This window comes from Massilia sp. BHUDP2 (genome assembly GCF_046236355.1).
Lineage (GTDB): Bacteria > Pseudomonadota > Gammaproteobacteria > Burkholderiales > Burkholderiaceae_D > Telluria > Telluria varians.
The window spans coordinates 1,247,406-1,268,630 of sequence record NZ_JBJUVW010000002.1 but is presented as its reverse complement, the minus strand read 5'-3'; the positions used below and the strand labels follow the sequence as shown (position 1 = coordinate 1,268,630).

General features: G+C 64.9%; 17 protein-coding genes and 1 other RNA gene. 11 read left to right on the top strand and 7 right to left on the bottom strand.

Annotation, left to right across the window (positions count from 1 at the left end; genetic code table 11):
* Positions 1-98 precede the first annotated feature (98 nt).
* Entirely contained in the window at positions 99-1,091 is a 993-nt protein-coding gene (locus ACK6C6_RS16280) for a hypothetical protein (RefSeq protein ID WP_409268180.1), read from the top strand.
* A gap of 356 nt (positions 1,092-1,447) precedes the next feature.
* A complete protein-coding gene (locus ACK6C6_RS16275) occupies positions 1,448-2,398 on the top strand; it encodes an HDOD domain-containing protein (protein ID WP_409268178.1) in 951 nt (316 codons plus the stop codon).
* Positions 2,399-2,449: 51 nt separating this feature from the next.
* Here the strand turns inward: ACK6C6_RS16275 and ACK6C6_RS16270 are convergent, their stop codons facing one another.
* A complete protein-coding gene (locus ACK6C6_RS16270) occupies positions 2,450-2,731 on the bottom strand; it encodes a flagellar protein FliT (protein WP_036216062.1) in 282 nt (93 codons plus the stop codon).
* 272 nt (positions 2,732-3,003) lie between these two features.
* On the opposite strand from ACK6C6_RS16270, the gene ACK6C6_RS16265 reads away from it, so the two are divergent.
* From ACK6C6_RS16265 to ACK6C6_RS16250, 4 genes are all read left to right on the top strand, one after another.
* The gene (locus ACK6C6_RS16265; protein WP_409268176.1) at positions 3,004-5,637 is read left to right on the top strand and encodes a M1 family metallopeptidase; all 2,634 of its coding nucleotides are present in this window, start codon (positions 3,004-3,006) and stop codon (positions 5,635-5,637) included.
* Between the two features lie 34 nt (positions 5,638-5,671).
* A complete protein-coding gene (locus tag ACK6C6_RS16260; RefSeq protein WP_409268175.1) occupies positions 5,672-7,726 on the top strand; it encodes a M13 family metallopeptidase in 2,055 nt (684 codons plus the stop codon).
* Positions 7,727-7,792: 66 nt separating this feature from the next.
* Positions 7,793-8,410 (top strand): class I SAM-dependent methyltransferase, encoded by a 618-nt coding sequence (locus tag ACK6C6_RS16255; RefSeq protein WP_209588171.1) that lies wholly within the window; start codon positions 7,793-7,795, stop codon positions 8,408-8,410.
* A 72-nt stretch (positions 8,411-8,482) separates the two neighbouring features.
* Entirely contained in the window at positions 8,483-8,659 is a 177-nt protein-coding gene (locus tag ACK6C6_RS16250; RefSeq protein ID WP_027864847.1) for a CsbD family protein, read from the top strand.
* A 161-nt stretch (positions 8,660-8,820) separates the two neighbouring features.
* On the opposite strand, the gene ACK6C6_RS16245 is transcribed toward ACK6C6_RS16250, so the two are convergent.
* Positions 8,821-9,903 (bottom strand): AI-2E family transporter, encoded by a 1,083-nt coding sequence (locus ACK6C6_RS16245; RefSeq protein WP_409268174.1) that lies wholly within the window; start codon positions 9,901-9,903, stop codon positions 8,821-8,823.
* Positions 9,904-10,082: 179 nt separating this feature from the next.
* On the opposite strand from ACK6C6_RS16245, the gene ACK6C6_RS16240 reads away from it, so the two are divergent.
* Positions 10,083-10,283 carry a CsbD family protein gene (locus ACK6C6_RS16240; RefSeq protein WP_307189251.1) on the top strand — a complete coding sequence of 67 codons (201 nt, stop codon included), beginning with the start codon at positions 10,083-10,085 and terminating at the stop codon, positions 10,281-10,283.
* Between the two features lie 108 nt (positions 10,284-10,391).
* On the opposite strand, the gene ACK6C6_RS16235 is transcribed toward ACK6C6_RS16240, so the two are convergent.
* Together ACK6C6_RS16235 and ACK6C6_RS16230 are read right to left on the bottom strand one after the other, a co-directional pair.
* A complete protein-coding gene (locus ACK6C6_RS16235; RefSeq protein WP_409268172.1) occupies positions 10,392-12,611 on the bottom strand; it encodes an alpha/beta fold hydrolase in 2,220 nt (739 codons plus the stop codon).
* 73 nt (positions 12,612-12,684) lie between these two features.
* Positions 12,685-14,106 carry an MATE family efflux transporter gene (locus ACK6C6_RS16230; RefSeq protein ID WP_409268171.1) on the bottom strand — a complete coding sequence of 474 codons (1,422 nt, stop codon included), beginning with the start codon at positions 14,104-14,106 and terminating at the stop codon, positions 12,685-12,687.
* Positions 14,107-14,285: 179 nt separating this feature from the next.
* On the opposite strand from ACK6C6_RS16230, the gene tssF reads away from it, so the two are divergent.
* From tssF to ACK6C6_RS16215, 3 genes are all read left to right on the top strand, one after another.
* Positions 14,286-16,121: a type VI secretion system baseplate subunit TssF gene (tssF, locus tag ACK6C6_RS16225; RefSeq protein WP_409268169.1), complete on the top strand. Its 1,836-nt coding sequence runs from the start codon at positions 14,286-14,288 to the stop codon at positions 16,119-16,121.
* A 7-nt stretch (positions 16,122-16,128) separates the two neighbouring features.
* Positions 16,129-17,109 (top strand): type VI secretion system baseplate subunit TssG, encoded by a 981-nt coding sequence (gene tssG / locus ACK6C6_RS16220; RefSeq protein ID WP_409268168.1) that lies wholly within the window; start codon positions 16,129-16,131, stop codon positions 17,107-17,109.
* An 89-nt stretch (positions 17,110-17,198) separates the two neighbouring features.
* The gene (locus ACK6C6_RS16215) at positions 17,199-17,822 is read left to right on the top strand and encodes a type 1 glutamine amidotransferase domain-containing protein (RefSeq protein WP_409268167.1); all 624 of its coding nucleotides are present in this window, start codon (positions 17,199-17,201) and stop codon (positions 17,820-17,822) included.
* 74 nt (positions 17,823-17,896) lie between these two features.
* On the opposite strand, the gene ACK6C6_RS16210 is transcribed toward ACK6C6_RS16215, so the two are convergent.
* Both ACK6C6_RS16210 and ssrA read right to left on the bottom strand, forming a co-directional pair.
* Complete coding sequence (locus tag ACK6C6_RS16210) at positions 17,897-18,850, bottom strand: PolC-type DNA polymerase III (RefSeq protein WP_409268166.1); 954 nt, start codon at positions 18,848-18,850, stop codon at positions 17,897-17,899.
* A gap of 261 nt (positions 18,851-19,111) precedes the next feature.
* Positions 19,112-19,470: a transfer-messenger RNA gene (ssrA, locus tag ACK6C6_RS16205) on the bottom strand.
* Positions 19,471-19,667: 197 nt separating this feature from the next.
* Between ssrA and ACK6C6_RS16200 the strand changes: the two genes are divergently transcribed.
* A complete protein-coding gene (locus ACK6C6_RS16200; protein WP_409268164.1) occupies positions 19,668-20,495 on the top strand; it encodes a class I SAM-dependent methyltransferase in 828 nt (275 codons plus the stop codon).
* Positions 20,496-20,524: 29 nt separating this feature from the next.
* On the opposite strand, the gene ACK6C6_RS16195 is transcribed toward ACK6C6_RS16200, so the two are convergent.
* Positions 20,525-21,211: a glycine zipper 2TM domain-containing protein gene (locus tag ACK6C6_RS16195; protein WP_209588180.1), complete on the bottom strand. Its 687-nt coding sequence runs from the start codon at positions 21,209-21,211 to the stop codon at positions 20,525-20,527.
* Positions 21,212-21,225 lie beyond the last annotated feature (14 nt).

Below are 21,225 nucleotides of genomic sequence, written 5' to 3'. Positions count from 1 at the left end.
TGGGTGAAGGGTTGTGATTAAAGAGTTTAGCCGATTGTCCGTTAACTACGCTCAGGCTCTACTACTTCCATCCTATGGCTTGCCGCCTTCCACTGATATTGACTTGCGCGCTGCTGGCCGGCGCTGCCCAGGCGGCCGAGCTCGGCGAACCGCGGGTGAGCTCCTTCCTCGGCCAGCCGCTGGTGGCCGACATCGAGCTCACCATGCTGGAAGACGCCGCCAACCCGGTCCAGGTGCGCCTGGCGCATCCGGACGTCTACCGCGGCGCCAATATCGGCCTGCCGGCGGTGCTGTCCACGCTCCGGATCTCGGTGATGCGGCGCGACGGGCGCCAGTTCCTGCATCTCACCTCGCTCGGCAAGGTGGAATCGGAACACCTGCACCTGTACCTGGAGCTGGCCGACGGCGCACAGCGCAGCGTGCGGCTGGCAACCCTGTGGCTCTCGCCGGATCCGAATCCGGCGCCGCCTCCGGTTCCGGTGGTGGCGCCTCCCATCCCTGCCAAAGCGGCGCAGCCCGCGCCGCCGCTGGAGGCGGTGCCGAAGCCCGCTCCGGCCAGGCCAAAGCCCGCGCCCATCAAGCCGAAGCCGGTCGTCGTGCCGCCGGAGCCGGCCAGGCCGGCGCGCTTGACGCCTGAACCGGCCCCGGCGGGCGGCGCCTGCGCCCCGCAGCCCAGGGCACAGGTGGACGCCTGCGTCGTGCTGGGGGCGAAGAATGCGATGTTGCGCGATCAGCTGGGCCAGCTCGAGGACAAGGTGAAGCTGCTGCAGGTGGCGGCGGGCGCCGCGCCGGCTTCAAGCCTGCAAACGCCGGTGGCGCCGCAGCAGCAGGTGCACCGGCTGAAGAAGAAAAAGCCGGAGCCGCCGGCGGAAGAGGGCTCGCCCTGGCTGCTGGCGGGCGCCGGCGTGCTGGCGCTGCTGGCGGGGCTGGTGTTTGTCCTGCGCGCCAGACGGGCGGCAGGGCGCGCGGAAGGGCCGCGCGTCGGCCTGGGCGCGCGCATCAAGGCGCGGCTGGGACGCAAGCCCCTGCCTGCCTCGACGCGCGAACCGATCCTGGACGAAGCCGCGCACAACTCGTCTACACAAGCTTAAAATTTTTGCTATACTCATTCCGTGGTCGAGAGATCACGAACGGCACAGCGGCCTGGCGCAGCCACCACCGATAGCGTGGCGCGGAAAGCAGGCAGACGTTGAAGAAACGCCTGTGTCCGGAAGCGGTTCGCGTGTCAACTGAGGCAGCGAACGCCGGATGCAACCGGCAAGAGGCGACGCCAGGAGATACCTGGTGATCGCTCTCCCCGATTCCGTGGCCGAGCCTTCTGTTCGGGCACATCTCAAAGCGCCTGCGGGCGCTTTTGTCTCTTCAGGACGTCCATTCGAGGTTCATGCGTTTTGCATGGTGGGCCCTTGGGCTACAATCCCACCTGCGGCACAGACCCTGGCGGACTATGAAGAACTGGATCAATCGTTTACTGAGCGGCGCGGAACCCCAGGCGGCCACGCCCGAGGAACCGGGCGGCGGCACGGACCATGTCGCGACCGACGCCCTGTATTACCTCTGGCTGGCTGGCCCGGCAAGGTTCGACGCGCCGCCCGAGACCGAGCGCCTGATCCTGGAGCAGGTGCGCACGCTGGCGCAGAACCCGGCCATCGCGGCCGAGCTGGTGCCGCGGGTCCCGGAACTGATCCCCAAGCTGCTGCGCAGCCTGCGCGACGAGAGCGTCAGCACGGGCGAGCTGGCCGCCCAGGTGGCCGAAGACGTGGTGCTGGTGGCCGAAGTGCTGCGCGAGGCCAACAGCGCCTACTACCGTCCCGTCACCCCGATCAAGACCCTGGACGCCGCCATCATGCTGCTCGGGCAGAACGGCTTGCGCATGCTGCTGGCGCGGGTCGCCTTCCGGCCCCTCATCAGGCTGCACGAGGCGGGCTTTGCCCGCCGTGCGGCGCCGCTGGTATGGAACCATTCCGAAAAATGCGCGGTGGCGGCGAGCCTGATGGCTTCGGCGGTGGCGGCCGACATCTTCGAATCCTGCCTGGCGGGGCTGATGCAGGACGTCGGGCTGATCGTCGCGTTCCGCCTTAGCGACCGCATCTGCCAGAACGGCAAGGTGCCGGCATCAAGCGCGTTCGGGGTGGAACTGCTGGCGCGCAGCCGGCAGCTGTCGGCGGTCATCGCCAGGCATTGGGATTTCCCGGATACGGTGGCCGAGGCAATCGCCCGGGCCGGCGAAGCGGATGGCCCGAACCTGGCGCAGGCGCTGGCGCAGGGGGATCACATCGCCAAGCTGCGGCTCTTGATCGATGCCGGGAAGCTGGCCGAGGACGATGCGCTCGTCACGGAGGGGCTCAACAGTTACCAGCGCCGCTGCCTGGGCAAGCTGAGCAAGCTGGAATCGTAGCCAAAAAACAAAAGGCACCCGCAGGTGCCTTCGATCGTCAATTCGTGCTGTTCAGTGCGCGCACATCGCGCGGTCCAGCTGCCCCATCCAGGGTTCGGTCACGTCGCGAATCGCGCGGTCGTTGGCCATCAGCTGCTTGAGCAGGTCGATCTTGCGCTGGCGCTTGGCGCCTTCCAGTGCCGGCACGCCGCCGATCGCGGCCCCAGCGGCCACCGCCGCCTGCACGTTCAGCTTGTCGAAACCGGTCCAGTCGCCAGCCTCGGCGGCGCCCTTCATCTGGCTGCTGAGGCCAGCGAGGTTTTCATACATCGAGAGGACGTCGTTCGAGGTCATGTTGGCACCAAGGCAATGAACGCCGGCCGGATTGCCGGGTATCTAAGGCATTTACGGATCGGCTTTCGGGAACTTTAGGGTAATTCGAAAGAAATTTCGGATTTTTTTCGAATGCCTCCGCCATTCCCCGGTTTTAGCAGTCTGGCCCCGTTTTTTGCAGTCTGTCGCAATCCGGGCGCAGGCGGCGCCCGGCTTTCCTACAGTGCGTGCTGGGTTCTTGCGCCAGCGCGCGCAGGAACCGTCAAATAAAAACAGATTCGAGAGAGAGACTTATGAGAGACATGCCAGTCGCCCGGGCTCGCAAAGCCACGGCCGCGCTTGCGTTGGCCCTGGGTGCCGCCACGGCGCAGGCCGAGGCGCCGTTTTCTTTCGCGGCAACGCCGGGCAAGCTGCCGAAGGACGTGGTGCCGCTGCAGTACGACGCCCACATCGTGCCGGACGTCGCCGCCAACAGCTTCCGCGGCACCCAGACGGTCGAGATCGACGTCCTGAAGCCGACCTCGACCATCATGCTGAACGCCGACAACATGCAGATCGATTCGGCCAGCCTGACGGGCAAGCACATCGGCACATTGAAACTCGACCCCATCCTCGACAAGAAGCAGCAGACCCTGCGCTTCGAGCTGTCCCAGCCGCTGGTGCCGGGCAAGTACGCGCTGGCGCTGGCCTTCCGCGGCCAGATCAACCGCGAAGGGCGCGGCCTGTTCTACGTGAACTACAAGGCGGGCGGCCAGGACAAGAAGCTGATCGCCACCACCATGGCGCCGACCGACGCCCGGCGCATGCTCCCGACCTGGGACGAGCCGGCCTTCCGCGCCCGCTTCAAGCTCACCGTCGACGTGCCGGGCAACTTCAAGGCCTACTCCACCACCCCGATCGACAAGCGCGAAGACCTCGGCGGCGGGATGCAGCGCATCAGCTTCGGCAACACCCCGAAGATGCCGAGCTACCTGGTGGTGCTGGTGGCCGGCGAGCTCGAGCGCTTATCAAGCAAGCAGGATGGCGTCGACATCGGCATCGTGACGACCGAAGGCAAGCTCGGCTCGGCCACCTTCGCCCTGGGGGCCACGCGCGACCTGCTGCGCTACTTCAACAACTACTTCGGCATCCCGTACCCGCTGCCCAAGCTGGACCAGATCGCGATCCCGGGCGGTTTCAACGGCGCCATGGAAAACTGGGGTGCGGTCGTCTACAACGAGCCGACCCTGCTGTACGACCCGAAGAGAAGCCCCGAGAAGGTCAAGAAGTTCACCTTCAACATCAATGCCCACGAGCTGGCGCACCAGTGGTTCGGCAACCTGGTGACGATGGCCTGGTGGGACAATCTGTGGCTCAACGAAGGCTTCGCCTCGTGGATGGCGACCAAGGCCACCCACCACTTCCATCCCGAATGGCGCCCCTACCTGGAAGGCATGGCCGAGCGCGAATACGTGATGAACCTGGACGCGCGCAAGACCACGCACCCGATCCAGACCCCGATCGAGACCGAGGAGCAGGCCGCGGCGGCTTTTGATGCCATCACCTACCTGAAGGGCGAGGCTTTCCTGCGCATGCTGGAAGCCTACCTGGGCGAATCGGCCTTCCGCAAGGGCATGCGCGCCTACATGGCGAAGCACCAGTATTCGAATACGACATCGAGCGACTTGTGGGCCGCGCTGGAAAAGGCCTCCGGCAAGCCGGTCGGGAAGCTGGCCTCGGACTGGACCCTGCAGCCGGGCTTCCCCTTGATCCGGGTCGAGCAGGCCTGCGAGGAGGGCAGGCGCAAGGTGACGCTGTCGCAGGAACAGTACCGCCTCGACGAGCCGCCCCGTGAAAAACGCCTGTGGAACGTGCCCTTGCAGGTCGGCACCGTCAACGGCAAGGCCTGGACCACGCTGCTGTCCGGCCCCAGCACGACCATCAACCAGGGCAGCTGCGACGGCACCCTGGTGGTCGACCCGCACAGCGTCGGCTACTTCCGCGTGCAGTACGACCCGGCCAGCTTCCACGCCCTGGCCGAGCAGGCGCCGCGCCTGCCGGACAGCACGCGCCTGAAGCTGCTGTCGGATACCTGGAGCTTTGCCTCGAACGGCCGCATGGGCCTGGAGGCCTACCTGGACCTGGTGCGCAAGTACGGGGACGAGCCGCGCGTGGCGGTCTGGGATGCGATCCTGTCGAACCTGCGCACGCTCGACTCGCTGGCGCGCGGCGAGCCGGAACAGGCCCTGATCCGCCGCTTCCTGGTCGATTTCGCGCGCCCGAAGTTCGACAAGCTGGGCTGGGAAGAAAAGCCGGGGGAGACCGCCGAGGACGCCCAGCTGCGCGGCATGCTGGCCACCGCGCTGGCGCGGGCCGGCGACCGCCAGGCCATCGACGAGGGCAAGGCCAGGTTTGCACGCTATGTGCAGGCCCCGTCCTCGGTGCCGCCCTCGATGATCGACTTCGTCACCGGCACCGCCGGCCGCTATGCGGACAAGGCCACCTACGAGCTTCTTGCCGCGCGCGCCGCGAACGCCCCCACCAGCGAAGAGCGCAACCGTTTTGGCCGCGCCCTCACCAGCGCCCAGGACCCGCAGCTGGCCGCGCGTACCCTGCAGTCGCTCCTGTCGCCGCACACCCCGCCGGACCTGGTGCCCTATATGATCGGCGGGGTCGCCGGCGAGCACCTCGACCAGACCTGGAAGTTCGCCATCGCCAACCGCGACGCGCTGCTGGCCAACATGGAAGCGCTGGGCCGCAACAGCCTGTTCGCCAGCATCGTCGCTTCCTCCAGCAATCCGGCGCATGCGGAGATGATGGAAGCGTACATGCGCAAGAACTTCGGTCCGGACGGCGTTGTCGAAGCCGAACGCGTCGGCAACGGCGTGCGCATCCGCGCCGACCAGAAAGCGCGCCTGTTACCGCAGGTCCGCGCCGCCCTGCAATAAAGAGCAAACACCACTTTCACAAGAAGGGAAGCGAATGAAAACCAGCTGGACCTTGAACAAGACTGCCATCACCCTGGCGCTGTGCGGCGCATTTGCCATGGCTCCATCCTATGCCGCAGAGCAAAACGCCGCCGCCGTGGCGCCTGCCAAGCCGGCCGGCGCCGTCATGCTGCCGGGCGACGATTTCTATGCCTACGCCAACGGCGAGTGGATGGCCAGGACCGAGATCCCGGCCGACCGTGGTTCCTGGGGCTCGATGGCCGTGCTGGCCGAAGACACCAATGCCCGCATCGTCAAGCTGATCGAGGACGCGGCGGCCAGCAAGTCCGCCAGTCCCGAGGCGCGCAAGGTGGCCGACTTCTACACCGCGTACATGAACGAGGCGGCGATCGAGTCGGCCGGCCTGGCCGCGCTCAAGCCGCGCCTGGATAGAATCGACGCGATGGAGGACCGCGCCGCGCTCTCGCGCGTGCTGGGCGAATTCCTGCGTGCCGACGTCGACCCGCTGAACGCGACCAACTTCAACACCCCGAACCTGTTCGGCGTGTGGTTCAACCAGGGGCTGACCGACCCGTCGCGCAACGTGCCTTACCTGCTGCAGGGCGGCATCGGCCTGCCGGACCGCGCCTACTACCTCGACAACAGCCCGAAGATGGCCGAGCTGCGCACCAAGTACCAGCAGTACATCGCTGCCATGCTGAAACTGGCCGGCTACGACCGGGCCGACGAGCGTGCGGCGAACATCTTCGCGCTGGAGTCAAGACTGGCCGAAAGCCACGCTTCGCGCGAAGAGTCGGCCGACATCCAGAAGGCCAACAATACCTGGACCATGAAGGACTTCGCCGCCAAGGCGCCGGGCATGGACTGGAACGCCTTCATGAAGGGCGCGCGCCTGGCTGGCCAGGACCGCTTCATCGCCTACCACCCGGGCGCGCTCAAGGGCGCCGCCGAGCAGGTGGCCGCCACCGACCTGGGCACCTGGAAGGACTACCTGGCCTTCCACAGCCTGAACCAGTTCGCCAGCACGCTGCCGAAAGCCTATTCCGACCTGCGCTTCGAGTTCTACGGCAAGGGCCTGACCGGCTCGCCGCAGCAGTCGCCGCGCTGGAAGCGCGCCCTGGCCGCCACCAATGGCGCGATGGACGAAGCCGTCGGCAAGATGTACGTCGCCAGGTACTTCCCGGCCGAGGACAAGGCGCGCATCCTGAAGATGGTCGCCGACATCAAGACCGCCTTCGAGCGCCGCATCGACAAGCTCGACTGGATGGCGCCCTCGACCCGCACCCAGGCCAAGGAAAAGGTGCGCACCATGTATGTGGGCGTCGGGTATCCGGATGCGTGGAAGTCCTACGACGGCCTGAAGGTCTCGCCGAACGACGCGCTCGGCAACGTGATGCGCGCGCAGGAATTCCACTACACCCAGCAGCTCGCCAAGCTCAAGCAGAAGCCCAGGAAGACCGAATGGGCGATGCCGCCGCAGCTGGTCAATGCCGTGAACCTGCCGCTGCAGAACGCGCTGAACTTCCCGGCCGCGATCCTGCAGCCGCCGTTCTATGATTCGAAGGCATCGGACGCGCACAACTACGGCGCGATCGGCTCGGTGATCGGCCACGAGATCAGCCACAGCTTCGACGACATGGGCGCCCAGTTCGACGCCCAGGGCCGCCTGCGCGACTGGTGGACCAAGGAAGACCTGGCCCACTTCAAGAAGGCCTCGCAGAAGCTGGTGGAGCAGTACAACGCCTACAAGCCCTTCGACGACCTGGCCATCAACGGCCAGCTGACGCTGAGCGAGAACCTGTCCGACCTGGCCGGCCTGGCCGCGGCCTACGACGCGTTCAAGGTCTCGCCGAGCGGCAAGGCGGCCGGGACGGAGGCGGACCGCGAGTTCTTCACCGGTTTTGCCCAGAGCTGGCGCACCAAGATGCGCGAAGCCTCGTTGCGCCGCAACGTGCTGACCGACGGCCACTCGCCGGGCCAGTACCGCACCTATACCGTGCGCAACCTGGATGCCTGGTACAAGGCCTTCGACGTGCAGCCGGGACAGAAGCTGTACCTGGCGCCGGAGCAGCGCGTGCGCGTCTGGTAAGGGCGTGAGCGGCGAGAACGGACGGATTCTGTTCGCTCGCGCCGCGCTCTGGCGGATAATGCTGTCATGAACGCAGACGACATCTCCCGCCGCACCCTGGCCCACTACGACCAGACCGCCGACGCCTTCTTCGCCGGCACCATCGACCACGACGTCAGCCAGAACATCGATGCCTTGCTGGGCGCGATCGAGGCCCCGGCGCCCTGGACGATCCTCGACCTCGGCTGCGGCCCGGGCCGCGACCTCAAGACCTTCACCAGCCTGGGCCACAAGGCCATCGGCCTGGACGGCAGCGCCCGTTTCGCCGAGATGGCGCGCAGCTTCAGCGGCTGCGAAGTCTGGCACCAGGATTTCCTGCACCTCGACCTGCCGCCGGCCATGTTCGACGGCATCTTTGCCAATGCCTCGCTGTTCCACGTCCCCAGCGCCGAACTGCCCGGTGTGCTGGCGCAGCTCTACGGCGCCTTGAAACCGGGCGGCGTCCTGTTCAGCTCGAACCCGCGCGGCGACAACCGGGAAGGCTGGAACGGCCCGCGCTACGGCAGCTACCACGACTACGACACCTGGGAGCGCTACCTGACTGTGGCAGGTTTCACGCCACTGCATCATTACTACCGCCCAGCCGGCTTGCCGCGCGAACAGCAGCCCTGGTTGGCCAGCGTGTGGCGCAAGCCGGTGTGTTAACTGGCGAACAGAACGCCCCGCGCATCGCGCCTATGGTGGGACCTCGCTTCACAACCGAAGAGGGTGACTGACATGAACGACGATCAAATCAAAGGCAAGGCCAAGGATATCGGCGGCAAGATCCAGGAGAAGGTCGGCGAAGCCGTCGGCAACCGCCAGGCCCAGCGCGAAGGCGTGTCCAACCAGGCCGAAGGCAAGGTGCAGGAAAAGGTGGGCGATGTGAAAGATATCGTCAAGGGCAACCGCTAAACCTTGCCGCCACCATGAAAAAGCCGCGCACCGCGCGGCTTTTTCTTTTCCGTCCCACAGACGGGGTCAGGTCTGACATTTAGACACGGGCTGAGCAATACAACAGCCTAATGCTTGAGTTCGTGTCCGAATGTCAGACCTGACCCCCGTGGGGTTTTGCGCTAACTTCGCTTCTGGGCCGGCCGGTCGCCCAGCACGTCCTCGATGTAGAGCATCTTGACCAGTACCGCCAGCCCGGCCGCCAGCGGGGTTGCCAGCGCCACCCCGGCAAAGCCGAACAGGGTGCCGAAGACCAATTGCATGACGACGACCAGGGCCGGCGGCAGGTCCACCGCCCGGGCTTCGATAAGCGGCTGCAGCACATAGCCTTCGACCAGCTGGATGCCGGTAAACAGTAGCACCGTGTACAGCGCCAGCTCCGGGCTGATCGACAGCGCCAGTAGCACCGCTGGTATGCCGGCCATGATCGGGCCCAGGTAGGGGATGAAGTCGAGCAGGCCGGCAATGATGCCGAGGATCAGCGCCAGCGGCACGCCCAGCATGGACAGGCCGATCGAGGTGGCGATGCCGACGATCAGCATCGAGGCGGCCTTGCCCAGCAGCCAGCTCGCCAGCGTCTGCCCGAGTTCCTGCTGCACTTCCCGGGCGCGCGGCCGTTTGCTTTGCGGCACCAGCCGGATGGCCCCGTTGGTATACAGTTGCGGCGACGCGGCGAAATAGATGCCGACGAAGATGATGATGATCACGTTGCCGATGGCGCCCAGGACGCCGCCGAAGAACAGCCCGGCGTTCGGCACCATGTTGCCCATCTGCTTGACGATCTGTTCCGGCGGCGGCAGTTCGCTGGCGACACGCTTGAGCAGCGGATGCTGCTGCACCGCGGTTTGCAGCCGCTCGACGGCCGCCGGGATTTCCTTGGCCAGCTTGCTCGACTGCTCGGAGATCTGCGGCGCCATGGCCCAGCTGCCGAGGCCGATAATGGCTGCCAGCGCCAGTACCACGATGGTCAGCGCCCACTTGCGTTTCATGTGCAAGCGGCGCGCCATGATTTCGCTTAGCTTGTAGAGCAGGATGGCGCACAGGATGCAGGCGAAGACCAGCAGCAGGGCATCGGCGGCCAGCACGATGGCGGCCGCGAGCGCGATGAACAGGATGGCCAGGCCATTGATGATCGTCACCCGCTTGGCGAGGCGGCGCTGGGTTTGCGGCGGGTCGGAAGCATGTTCTTGATGTTGTTCGGTCATGGCATCAGCCTTTCAAGCGGAAGGTCGTGTTGACAAAAGATTAGCATTGCCAGTGTCATGACGTCGCGCAACTGCTGACATTTGTGCAATGTGCGGACGCGAACAGAAGCGCTGCCGACGCTGCCGTATTCTGTACCCATGCATGGCCATCCGGACATGTTTTCTTAAAGGAGAAGACCATGATTAACGAAAACCAAGTCAAGGGCAAACTGAAAGAAATCGGTGGCAAGATCCAGGAAGAATTCGGTGATGCGATCGACAGCCCGACCCAGGAAGCCAAGGGCAAGGCGACCAAAGTTGAAGGCAAGGTCCAGAAGGCTGCTGGCGATACCCAGGAGCATGTGGAAGAGAAGCTGGACGACGCGGCACGCCGCCACTAATCTGTTTCACGCTTCTCAAACAGCCGCCCGAGGGCGGCTGTTGTTGTTCTGGAGCGCTGAAATGAAACAGCCGCCCTCGGGCGGCTGATTTACTTGGCGAAAGCCGGCTTACTTCGCCGCCGTCCCACCCAGGTTCTTCTTGAAGAAGGCCTCGATCATCCCATACACGTGGCGCTGGTTGACCTTGCCAGAAATGCCGTGCTTGGCGCCCGGATAGGTCATCAGATCGAACTGCACGTTACGCTTCACCAGCTCGTCGATCAGGCGCGTGGTGTTGGTGAACAGCACGTTATCGTCGGCCATGCCGTGGATCAGGAGCAGGGGCGACTTCATGCCGTCCAGGTGGGCGAACACGCCGCTGCGCTCGTAGGCCTTCGGATCCGATTTCGGGGTGCCGCCCACATAGCGCTCGGTGTAGTGGGTGTCGTACAGCGCCCAGTCGGTCACCGGGGCAACCGACACGCCCATCGCGATCTTGTCCGATGCCGCCGACAGCAGGCGCAGGGTCATGAAGCCGCCGTAGCTCCAGCCGAACACGCCGATGCGCTTCGGATCGACGAAGCTCTGCTGGGCCAGCCAATCGATTCCGGTCACCTGGTCTTCCACTTCGACCGAGCCGAGATTGCCATAGAGGGCGTCGGTGAAGACGCGCTCGCGGCGGCCCGAGCCGCGGTTATCCAGGCGGAACACCACGAATCCCTGCTGCGCCATGTACTGGTCAAAATAATTGCCCCAGGCGCGGGTCACGCGCTGCGAGTGCGGGCCGCCATAGGTGAACAGGAACACCGGGTAGCGCTTGCTCGCATCGAAATTGGCCGGCTTGATGATCGAATAGTGCAGGGTCTGGCCATCCTTGGCCTTCATCGTGCCGTATTCGGTCGGCAGGTGGTCCGGCATGTACTTGGCGTACGGGTGGTTCGCGTTCAGCTCGTTCTTTTCCAGCCATTCCACCATCGTGCCGTCGGCGCGGCGGATCGACACCTGCGGCGGCGTGGTCGGGTTCGAGTAGGTATCGACAAAGATCTTGCCGTTGCCTGCGAACGCCGCCTCATGCCAGCCGTCGCCGGCCGTGATGCGCACCGGGTTGGCGGCATTGCTGCCGTCCAGCTTGAGCGCGTAGGTCTGCTTGTCGATCATCGCGTCCTTGCTCGACGAGATGTAGACGCGGCCGCCGGCCTCGTCGACCGCCAGGACGCTGTCCACGCCCCATTCGCCTTTCGACAGCGGGACCTGCAGCTTGCCGTCCAGGCCGTACAGGTAGAGGTGCTTGCGGCCGCTGCGTTCCGAGGCCCAGATGAAGGCCTTCTTGTTCTTCAGGAAGCGCAGGTCGTTGTGGATCTCGACCCAGGTCTTCGAGGTTTCGGTGAGCAGCGGGCGCTGGGCCAGGGTGTCGACGTCGACGGCGACCAGGTCGAGGCGCTTCTGGTCGCGCGTCTGGCGCTGGTAGACCAGGGTCTTGGCGTCGGCGCTGAAGTCGGCGCGCACCAGGTAAATGTCTTTCTCGGCTCCCAAGTCCACCTTGCGCTGCTGGCCGGTGGCCGGGTTCACGATCATCAGCTCGATCAGCACGTTCGGGTCGCCCGCAGCAGGATAGTGCTGGTCGATCACTTCGGTGCGGTCGGCGAAGATCTCGAAGCGGCGCGCCACCGGCACCGGCGCTTCGTCGTAGCGGCGGTAGGCGATCGCGGAATCGTCCGGCGCCCAGTAGTAGCCGGTGTGCTGGTCCATCTCTTCCTGCGCGACGAATTCGGCTTCGCCGTTATGGATCGTGCCCTTGCCGTCGATCGTCAGCTGGCGCTCGGCGCCGGTCTGCAGGTCGATCACGACCAGGTTCTGGTTGCGCACGAAAGAAACGTAGCGGCCCTTCGGCGAGATCTTCGGATCGGTGACGTTGCCCGATGCGACCTTGCGCGGCGCGTCAGGCTTGGCGGCGTCGATCAGGAACAGGTCGCCGCCGATCGGCACCAAGAGCTGCTTGCCGTCCGGCGACCAGTAATAATTGATGATGCCCGACAGGCCCGCGGTACGGGCGCGCTCGCGGCGTGCCTTTTCCTCGAGCGAGAGCTCCTCGTTCGGCACCAGACGCTTGGAATCGACCAGGCGCTGGGTGCTCTTGGTCTTCATGTTGTATTCCCAGAGGTCCTGCTGGTACTGGTTGTCGGCACGGCCGCGCAGGAAGGTCACGCGTTCGCCGTCCGGCGAGACGCGCAGGGTCTTCACGCTGGCGCCGGCCAGGGCCGGATCGCCGTAGATGCGGTCCAGCGTCAGGCGTTCAGCCGAAGCGGGAGCGGCCGCGAGAGCGGCCATAAGGAGCAGGAGAGGGCGCATGTAAATGTCTCTGGTATAAGTTAATTTGCGACAACTGCGGAACGATACCAGAGTCGGCCTTCAAAAGCTGTAATTACATAGCGGCCAAAGGCTGTTTTGCCCCTTCCCGGATGCGCTGGCGCGCCAGCTTCTCGAAGGACCATGTCAGCAGCACGGCAGCCACCGTCAGCGCGACCACCAAGCCGATCCAGAAACCGGTGGTCGACATCGGTGCGGCCGGCGCCCACGGGAACCACCCCGGCGCCAGCCCCAAGATGCAGCCGAGCGGCAGCGACACGCCCCAGAAGGCCAGCAGCTGGATGATCATCGGCGGGCGCGTGACCTGGTAGCCGCGAATCGCCGAGGCGGTGGCGACCTGGGTCGCATCGGACAGCTGGAACAGGGCCGCAAACAGCAGCAGATGGGCGCAGGCGGCCTGCACCGCCGGATCGGAGGTATACGCGGCCGCGATCTCCCAGCGGAAGATGGCGATGCCCAGCGCCGACAGGGCGCCGAAGCTCACCGACATACCGACGCCGACCCAGCCGACGAAACGGGCGCGCTGCGGATTGCCTTCGCCCATGGCCTGGCCGACGCGGGTCATCATGCCGATCGCGAAGCTGAGCGGCACCATGAACACCAGCGAGGAGAAATTCAGCGCCACCTGGTGCGCGGACACCGCCACCACGCCGAAGCGCGCCACGAGCAGGCTAATCAGGCCGAAGGCGCTGACCTCGGCGAAATAGGTGACACCGATCGGCAGGCCGAGGCGTAGCATGGAACCGATGGCTTTCAAGTCCGGGCCTTCCCAGCCGGTAAATGGATACGTCATGCGATACGCCGGGGCATGCTTGATCCAGAGGATCATGGCGCCCAGCATCAACCAAATGCCTGCGGCGGTCGCAACCGCGCAGCCGACTGCTCCAAGCTGAGGGAAGCCCAGCTTGCCATACACCAGTACCCAGTTACCGAAGACGTTGAAGGTGAAACCAATGATGGCGATCCACATAATCGGCTTGGTCTGGTTGATGCTGGTGCTGTAGCCGTACAGGGCACGGAAACAGGCGAAGGCGGGCATGCCGATACTGACGACGTGCAAATACATGGCAGCGCGGTCTGCAACGTGCTGTTCGAGCCCGACATGATCGAACAGCAAGGTACACAGGTTGGCAAACAGCATGGCGACCAGGCCGACCAGCAAGCCCTTCCATAGCGCCTGGCGCACCGAATGCGGCACCTGGTCATAGCGCGCCGCACCGATCTCGTGGGCGACAACGGTATTGATCGCCATCATGGTGCCCATCACGGTAACCAGCACGATCGACCACACCGAGGTGCCGAGCGACACGGCGGCCAGTTCCTCGGCGCTGACGTGACCGGTCATCGCCACGTCGGCCACGCCCATGCCGACGGTGGCCAGCTGGCCGACCAGCATCGGCCAGGACAGGCGCCACAGGGTGGAAATCTCGGTGCGTACGGGCGAAGCGGTGCTGGATGGGGAGGTGGTGCTGGTCATGTCGGTCTGGCGATACTGGAAAGCCCTCCATTTTACTGATTAAGCTGCCTACTGAGCCACACTCGCCCCGCGCTCGCCATCCAATGCGTGCCGAATAGCTACTGCTCATCCGTTCTTGACCCGTCGCAAGGTCTCGTGCGCAAAACTGCACGACCTTTAACGCTTGAGAGGAGAGGGCCATGGAAGAACTGTTGCCGTACTACGAGCGTGAACTGGTCTACCTGAACACGGTCGGTCGCGAGCTGGCGCACCAGTATCCGCGGCTGGCGAGCGAACTGGGACTTGGCGCCGAAGACCTCGAAGACCCGCACATTCGCCGTCTGATCCAGGCCTGCGCCCTGCTCAATGCTCGCACCGCCCGCAAGCTCGACGACGACTATCCCGAGTTCACCGAAGCCCTGCTGGGCAGCCTCTATCCCTATTTCCTGCAGGGGATTCCCTCCTGTTCGATCGCGCGCATTGGCAGCGGCGCCGGGCCGCAGGTTCCCGGCAAGGTCGAGCAGGTGCAATCGGTGCCGCGCGGGACCGAGATGAGTGCGCTGCACGCCAAGGGCACGGTCTGCCGCTTCCGCACCGCCAGTTCCCTGATGCTGGCGCCGGTCGGCGTGGCGCGGGCGCGCTACGAGCCGGTGGTGCATGCGCCGGCCCATGTGCGGCTGCCGGCGCGCGCCACCGGGCAGGTGGCGGTGACGATCGAGAGCGCCGCGCCGGCGCGCCTGCTGCGCCAGCTCGGACTGCCGCGCCTGCGCCTCTACGTCGACGCCGATCCGCTGCTCGCAGCAAGCCTGATCGACACCCTGTTCATGCACGTCGGCGCCAGCTACCTGGAGATCGGCGATGGCGGACCGTGGCGCCAGCTCGAGCGCATGCCGCTGGCGCTGGGCGGCTTCGGTGACGACGATGCGCTGGTGCCGCTGCGTCCCAGCGAGCACGCCGCCTACCGGCTGCTGAGCGAGTACTTCGCCTTCCCCGACAAGTTCCACTTCATCGACATCGACCTGGGCAAGCTGGCGCCGATGCTGCCGGCGGCCGCGCACCGTTTCACCCTGCACCTGATCGTGGGCGGCCTGCACGGCGACAGCGGCGCCGCGCGCCTGCTCGGGACGCTGGAGGCGGCCCACCTGGTGCCAGGCTGCACGCCGGTGGTCAACCTGTTCCACCAGGCCGCGATGCCGGTGCGGATCACGCACCGCACGGCCATGTACGACGTGGTGCCGGGGCGCCATGAAGAGGACGTGGAGGTCTACAGCATCGACACCGTCAACGTGCTGCGCACGGCGGAGGGCAGGGTGCAGTCGACCGCCTACCGCCCCTACTACGGGCTGCGCCATGGCGAAGGAGGCGAGCTGCGCGAGCGCTACTGGTTCGCCCGCCGCGACGACCGCGGCATGCACCGCCAGCGCATGAAGATCGGCTTCACCGATGCCGGCTTCACCCTGGCGGCCGACGAGCAGTGCGTGGCCTCGATCGACCTGACCTGCACCAACGGCGCGCACGCCGCCAGCACAGGCTTCGGGGCCCCGGACGGCGACCTGACCAGCGAAACCGCCACGGGCGGCGTGCCGATCCACCTAATGCGCCGTCCGACGCTGCCGCACCGCTTTCCCTCCTCGGGCGGCGCGCACTGGCGTCTGGTGGCCCAGCTCGCGCTCAACCACCGCTCGCTCGGCGACCTCGATGCCTTCCGCGAGGTGCTGACCCTGTACGACGTGTCGCGCTCTGCGGCGACCCAGCGCCAGATCGCCGGCATCACGGCGATGGAGACCTTGCCGTCCACGGCCTGGATGCGCAACAAGAGCGGCGCCACGCTGGTCCACGGGCTGGAAGTGCGCATGACGGTGGACGAAGAGGCCTTCGCCGGCAGCAGCCTGTATGTGTTCGCGGAAGTGGTGAACCGCTTCTTCGGCCTGTACGTGCACATCAACAGCTTCACGCGGCTGGTGCTGCGCTCGGCGCAGACCGACAGGGAGCTCCTGCGATGCGAACCACGCAACGGCAACCTGACGCTGGTGTGATCGCGCTGTGATCACTGAGCTGCTGGCCGAACCCTGGCGCTACGAGTTCTTCCAGGCCATTCGCCTGCTGTCGCGCTGGCTGCGCCGCTACGGTGTCGCGCCGGAGACCGCGATCCGCTTCGAGAACAGCCTGTCGCTCGCCTTCCCGGCGAGCGACATCGATGCGCTGCAGCTCGAGCAGGGCCAGGGCGGCGCGAACGCGATGCGCCTCCGGGTGCGCACGGCGGTGATGGGCCTGCTCGGCCTGAACGGCGCGCTGCCGCTGCACTACACCGAGCGCATCGCCGCCTGGGAGCATGCCACGCGCGACGAAGGGCCGCGCGCTTTCTACGATGCCTTCTCCAGCCGCCAGGTGGCGCTGTTCTACCGCGCCTGGCGCAAGTACCGGGTGCGCGGCGGCGCGGACGAGCACAACCGCGACCGCTTCCTGGCCCAGCTCGTGGCGCTGGCCGGCGCGGGCTGGCAGGCGCCGGGGCAGGGCCAGCCCGGGGGCGGCCTGGCATTCGAGAACCTGGCCTACTTCGCCGCCCAGCTGCGCAGCCGGGCGGTGCCGGCGCACCTGATCGCGGGCGTGCTGTCCGAATACCTGCAGGTACCGGTGACGGTCGAGCAGTTCGCCGGCAAGTGGGATCCGCTCGGCACGAGCGACCGCAGCCGGCTGGGCGACAACAACTGCGACGTCGGCCTCGGCGCGACCCTCGGCGAGCGCCTGCTGCGTCCAGAGCTCGGCATCCGCATCAAGGTGGGGCCGGTGTCGTCGCGGATGTTCGAACGTTTCCTGCCGGGCGCGAGCGGGGCCCGTGCGCTGGCCGCACTGCTCGACCGTTTCGCGATCGAGCTGCCCTACCGCGAGCTGCAGGTCATCCTGCGCGGCGAGGAGGTCGACGGCGCCGGCCTGGACGGCACGGTCCGGCTCGGGCTGGACGGCTTCCTGTGCACGCGGCCGGATCGGCGCGACCGCGACGACGTCTGCTACCTGCTGCCCTGAGCCGTCTGCCGCCTGTCATCCGCGCGACGCCTGCCATGTGGGCGACCTACAATCGACCCGACTAGCGAAGCAACCAGACAGGAGGGCATATGGAAAATATTGTGAATGCGGGCGATCACCTGGACCTGGTGAGCGAGAAGGACCTGGTCGGCCGGCGCGTGGCGGTCCTGATGACCGACGGCGTCGAACAGGTCGAATATACCGAGCCGCGCAGTTTCCTGGAGGGGAAGGGCGTGCGCGTGACCCTCGTTTCGCCCAAGGGCGCGGGCGAGGACGTGCAGGGCATGAACCACGACCAGCCGGGCGACAAGTTCAAGGTGGAACTGAGCCTGGCGCAGGCCAAGGAAGCGGACTTCGATGCGCTGCTGCTGCCGGGCGGGGAAGAGAATCCGAAGAAGCTGCGCCAGTTGCCGGAGGCGATTGCCTTCATCAAGGCGTTTGACGACGCCGACAAGCCGATCGCAGCGATTTGCCATGGTCCGTGGCCGCTGATCGAGGCGGGGATTGCGGAATCGAAGCACCTGACCAGCTATCCGGCGATCCAGGAAGACCTGAAGGCTGCGGGGGCGGAGTGGACGGATGACGAGGTGGTGGTGGACGGCAAGCTGATCACGAGCCGCAAGCCGGATGATATTCCGGCGTTTAATGAGGCGCTGATGAAGGAGTTGATGGTGATTCAGCAGGCGGGGATGGATCCGGGGCCGACGTCGTAAGCAAAGCAAGTAAGCGATCGAAAAAGGGGACATGCCTGTCCCCTTTGCATTCGCTTTAACCTCTAGTGCAGCGCTTAGTCATCATCTTGAGGTATATCCAGCCACATCACATAGTTACCCTCGGCCGCATCATTCGTGATCCGACCGCCACGAATCTTGGCCGAGCACTCAAAGTGCGTGAATTCAGCCAAGTCGCCTGCAACCAACGCGCGTCGGAAGTCGATCGCAAGCCGCGGCGCCAAATTGCCGACCACATCTTCGTGCAACAGTACGCGCACGGCATTTGAACCCTTTTCGACACGCAGTTGCACCTGAATATCGAGAACTGCGCCTTTCACAGTCCGAGGACCACACACGGACTCGAATACCTCTTGATAGCGCCTTGTCCCTAGAACCTCAATCCTGAACTGACGAGGCCCAGTAATAGTCGGGATGATCGTGGGTGCGCCTGCTTCGATCGTCTTGGCTGTGCGTTTCGGTACTTCAGGCTTGTTACCGGTATGAAAAGACCGGAAGTAGACTTCCAGGGCCAATAGCGTATCGTCCAATGCCCGATGCGCCGTTCCGACCTTGAGATCGAGATGTTTTGCCATGTGCGCAAGCTTATGAGTCGGGAGCTCCGGCCACCCGATCCGTGCCCGCTCAAGTGCACAATGAGCCGCGTTTCGAACCGGTCTCCGTCCGTGACGCTCTACCGCAGCATGCAGGAAGCGCGCGTCAAAATTGATGTTGAATGAAACAACCGGATGATCGCCAATAAAGTCGATGAACTCGTCCAGTACGTCACCCATAGGCCGGCCATGGGTCTGCAGCATATCGTCACTGATCCCTGTTAGCTTCGTAATAAATTTCGGCACAGGGCGGTCAAGGGCGATCAGGTGCTGGATGTGCGGGTGCGAGTCCGAGCCAGGTATGTACTTGACTGCGGCGACTTCGATGATCGAGTCCTTCTTCGGACAAAGGCCTGTAGTTTCGAAGTCGAAGAAGACGATCGGGTCACCCGACTGTGGATAGTGTAGGTCGCGCATCTGGGCTCTCAGCGGTGATTCGGCATCTAGTGCGTGTCGTTGCACTTAAGAATAATACGCTGCCGTGATCAAAGAATTCTCTCTAACGATCACGGTTTTGCAACAACAGGCTTCGCCAATTTTTTGCGTAGCCTTACTAGCGCGAATGCAGCGGAGTAACAGTAGGGCGAAGGATGTTAAAACGGTGCTGGGCGCCTCAGCCAGAAACAGACCGCGGTAATAAAAAAGCCGCTGACGAATCAGCGGCTTTTTGGAAGAGGTTGGTGGAGGCGGCGGGAATCGAACCCGCGTCCGCAAGCACTCTACAGACAGTTCTACATACTTAGCACTATCAATTAATTTAACCTGGACAACGGGGATGTGCACCCTTTGGACAAGCGAGTCACCTATTATTTAACAGTCGACCAAGTGACCCGGCCTACTGCGAGCCCCTGTAAATGAGTCCACGAGTCTTGCGACACACCCCAGGGGCGAGGTGTTGTGGACCTAGCAGCAATTAAGCTGCGAGTGCGTACGAGTTATCGTTTGCAGTTATTGATTTCTGGATGTATTTACGAGGTAACCAGTCCTCGGTATGCCCTGCGCTGCTTTGCAACCCACGTCGAAACCAGGTCGCCCCCAACGAGAGAAGCTTCATTGTACTCCAATTCGTCACTACGTGCAGTCGGGTAGCTTAGACCTCGCTTAAGGTCAAGTAGGCCAAAAAATATCTGCATTCCATGACGAAAGTGCAATAACATCGCTTGTTACGTCGTCTGCTGCTTCGCGTTTCTACAAGGAAATGGAAATGGTCTGTATCGTCTGTGGCAACACCCAAATGGCTGGCCTCCTGTCATGGCATGCGACCTGCCCGGTATGCCACTACGAGAGTGCTGCCCTGTCCGTCGCCATCAACAAGCCTACCGACGTCCAGATCAACGAAGCCGAGCGTGAAGCAGCGCTCAAGGCCATCCGGCTTGAGAACTTCCGTGCGATTGTCCAGTACGCCAGGCGGCATGTCCGGCAGGGCAGATGCAGCCTGCTCGACGTGGGCAGTGCCCACGGCTGGTTCCTGGAGGCGGCGCGCGAGCATTTCGACGTGCTCGGCGTCGAGCCCGATGCGGCGGTCGGTGCGCGTGCCGCCGCTCGTGGCCTGCCGGTGCGTGCCGGTTTCTTCCCGGACGTGTTGAAGGATAGCGAGCGCTTCGACGCCATCGTGTTCAACGACGTCATCGAGCATATTCCGGATATCCGCAGCGCCCTGGACGCCTGCCGGCAGCACCTGAACAACGAAGGCATCCTGATCCTCAACCTGCCCAGCAGCCGCGGCTTCTTCTACCGTTTCTCGAAACTTGCCGTCCGCCTGGGATGGCGCATGCCATTCGAGCGGCTGTGGCAGAAAGACATGCCGTCGCCCCACGTGCATTACTTCAGCCCCGCCAACCTCGGCAGGCTAGTGGCGGGACAGGGCTTCGAGCTGGTCGATTGCGCCGAACTGCCGGCCCTGCGCGCCAAGGGTCTACGCGAGCGCCTGAGCTATGCCGGCAAGGTGTCCCCGCTGTCGCTCTGGCTGCAGTACATCGCGGTCATGTGCGCGATTCCGGTGCTGCGCGTGTTTCCGAGCGACATCATCGTCTGCATCTTCCGAAAAAAAGCCGCAGGCTGAACACTGCGGCTTTTCGAGGGGAGGGCTGCTTAGCGGTTGCGGTTGGCGATCTCGTTACCGAGCATGCCGCCGCCGATGATGCCGGCCACGGTAGCCAGCTTCTTGCCGTTGCCGCCGCCGATCTGGTTGCCGATCAGGCCGCCGATCACGGCGCCGGTGCCGATGCCGACGTAGTTCGGCTGGGCTGGGGCCGGGGCCTGCTGCGGGTAGTAGCGCGGCTCGCTCGGCTTGGCGTGGACCACACGGGTCTTCTCGACCACCTTCACCACCGGCTTTTCACGAATCACTTCCTTGACCACCACGCGCTCCGGCGCCGGGGCAGGCTGGGCGACCGGCTGTGCGTAAGCGATCGGCTGGGCTGCGGCGACCGGCATGGCCATCTGCGGCGCCGGGCCGGCTGCCAGCTGGGTTGCCAGCTGCGGCGTCACCGGGGTGGCCGACAGCGGCGCGGCGACCTGGCCCTGGACCGCGGCGGCCGGCACCATCACGACCTGGCCTTGGGCGGTAGTCACCGGGACCATGCCCGGCTGCTGCAGCGGCGCCTGGACGCCGTAGGGCGAGGCGGCTGCCAGCTGGTTTGCGGGCACGTCGGGTGCGCTGTTCGAATTCGGCAGCAGGCCGGTGATCGCGGCGGCGCCGGTCAGGCTGACAATCACGACCGACACGGCGGCAGCGGCCATCAGGGGATGAATGCGGTTGAGGCGGGTGGTTTCCATGTTCTGCTCCGTTA

Coding starts and splice junctions, on each gene's coding strand:
- ACK6C6_RS16275 (WP_409268178.1), top strand. CDS start 1,448: ATGAAGAACTGGATCAATCGTTTACTGAGCGGCGCGGAACCCCAGGCG.
- ACK6C6_RS16270 (WP_036216062.1), bottom strand. CDS start 2,731: ATGACCTCGAACGACGTCCTCTCGATGTATGAAAACCTCGCTGGCCTC.
- ACK6C6_RS16265 (WP_409268176.1), top strand. CDS start 3,004: ATGAGAGACATGCCAGTCGCCCGGGCTCGCAAAGCCACGGCCGCGCTT.
- ACK6C6_RS16260 (WP_409268175.1), top strand. CDS start 5,672: ATGAAAACCAGCTGGACCTTGAACAAGACTGCCATCACCCTGGCGCTG.
- ACK6C6_RS16255 (WP_209588171.1), top strand. CDS start 7,793: ATGAACGCAGACGACATCTCCCGCCGCACCCTGGCCCACTACGACCAG.
- ACK6C6_RS16250 (WP_027864847.1), top strand. CDS start 8,483: ATGAACGACGATCAAATCAAAGGCAAGGCCAAGGATATCGGCGGCAAG.
- ACK6C6_RS16245 (WP_409268174.1), bottom strand. CDS start 9,903: ATGACCGAACAACATCAAGAACATGCTTCCGACCCGCCGCAAACCCAG.
- ACK6C6_RS16240 (WP_307189251.1), top strand. CDS start 10,083: ATGATTAACGAAAACCAAGTCAAGGGCAAACTGAAAGAAATCGGTGGC.
- ACK6C6_RS16235 (WP_409268172.1), bottom strand. CDS start 12,611: ATGCGCCCTCTCCTGCTCCTTATGGCCGCTCTCGCGGCCGCTCCCGCT.
- ACK6C6_RS16230 (WP_409268171.1), bottom strand. CDS start 14,106: ATGACCAGCACCACCTCCCCATCCAGCACCGCTTCGCCCGTACGCACC.
- tssF (WP_409268169.1), top strand. CDS start 14,286: ATGGAAGAACTGTTGCCGTACTACGAGCGTGAACTGGTCTACCTGAAC.
- ACK6C6_RS16215 (WP_409268167.1), top strand. CDS start 17,199: ATGGAAAATATTGTGAATGCGGGCGATCACCTGGACCTGGTGAGCGAG.
- ACK6C6_RS16210 (WP_409268166.1), bottom strand. CDS start 18,850: ATGCGCGACCTACACTATCCACAGTCGGGTGACCCGATCGTCTTCTTC.
- ACK6C6_RS16200 (WP_409268164.1), top strand. CDS start 19,668: ATGGCTGGCCTCCTGTCATGGCATGCGACCTGCCCGGTATGCCACTAC.
- ACK6C6_RS16195 (WP_209588180.1), bottom strand. CDS start 21,211: ATGGAAACCACCCGCCTCAACCGCATTCATCCCCTGATGGCCGCTGCC.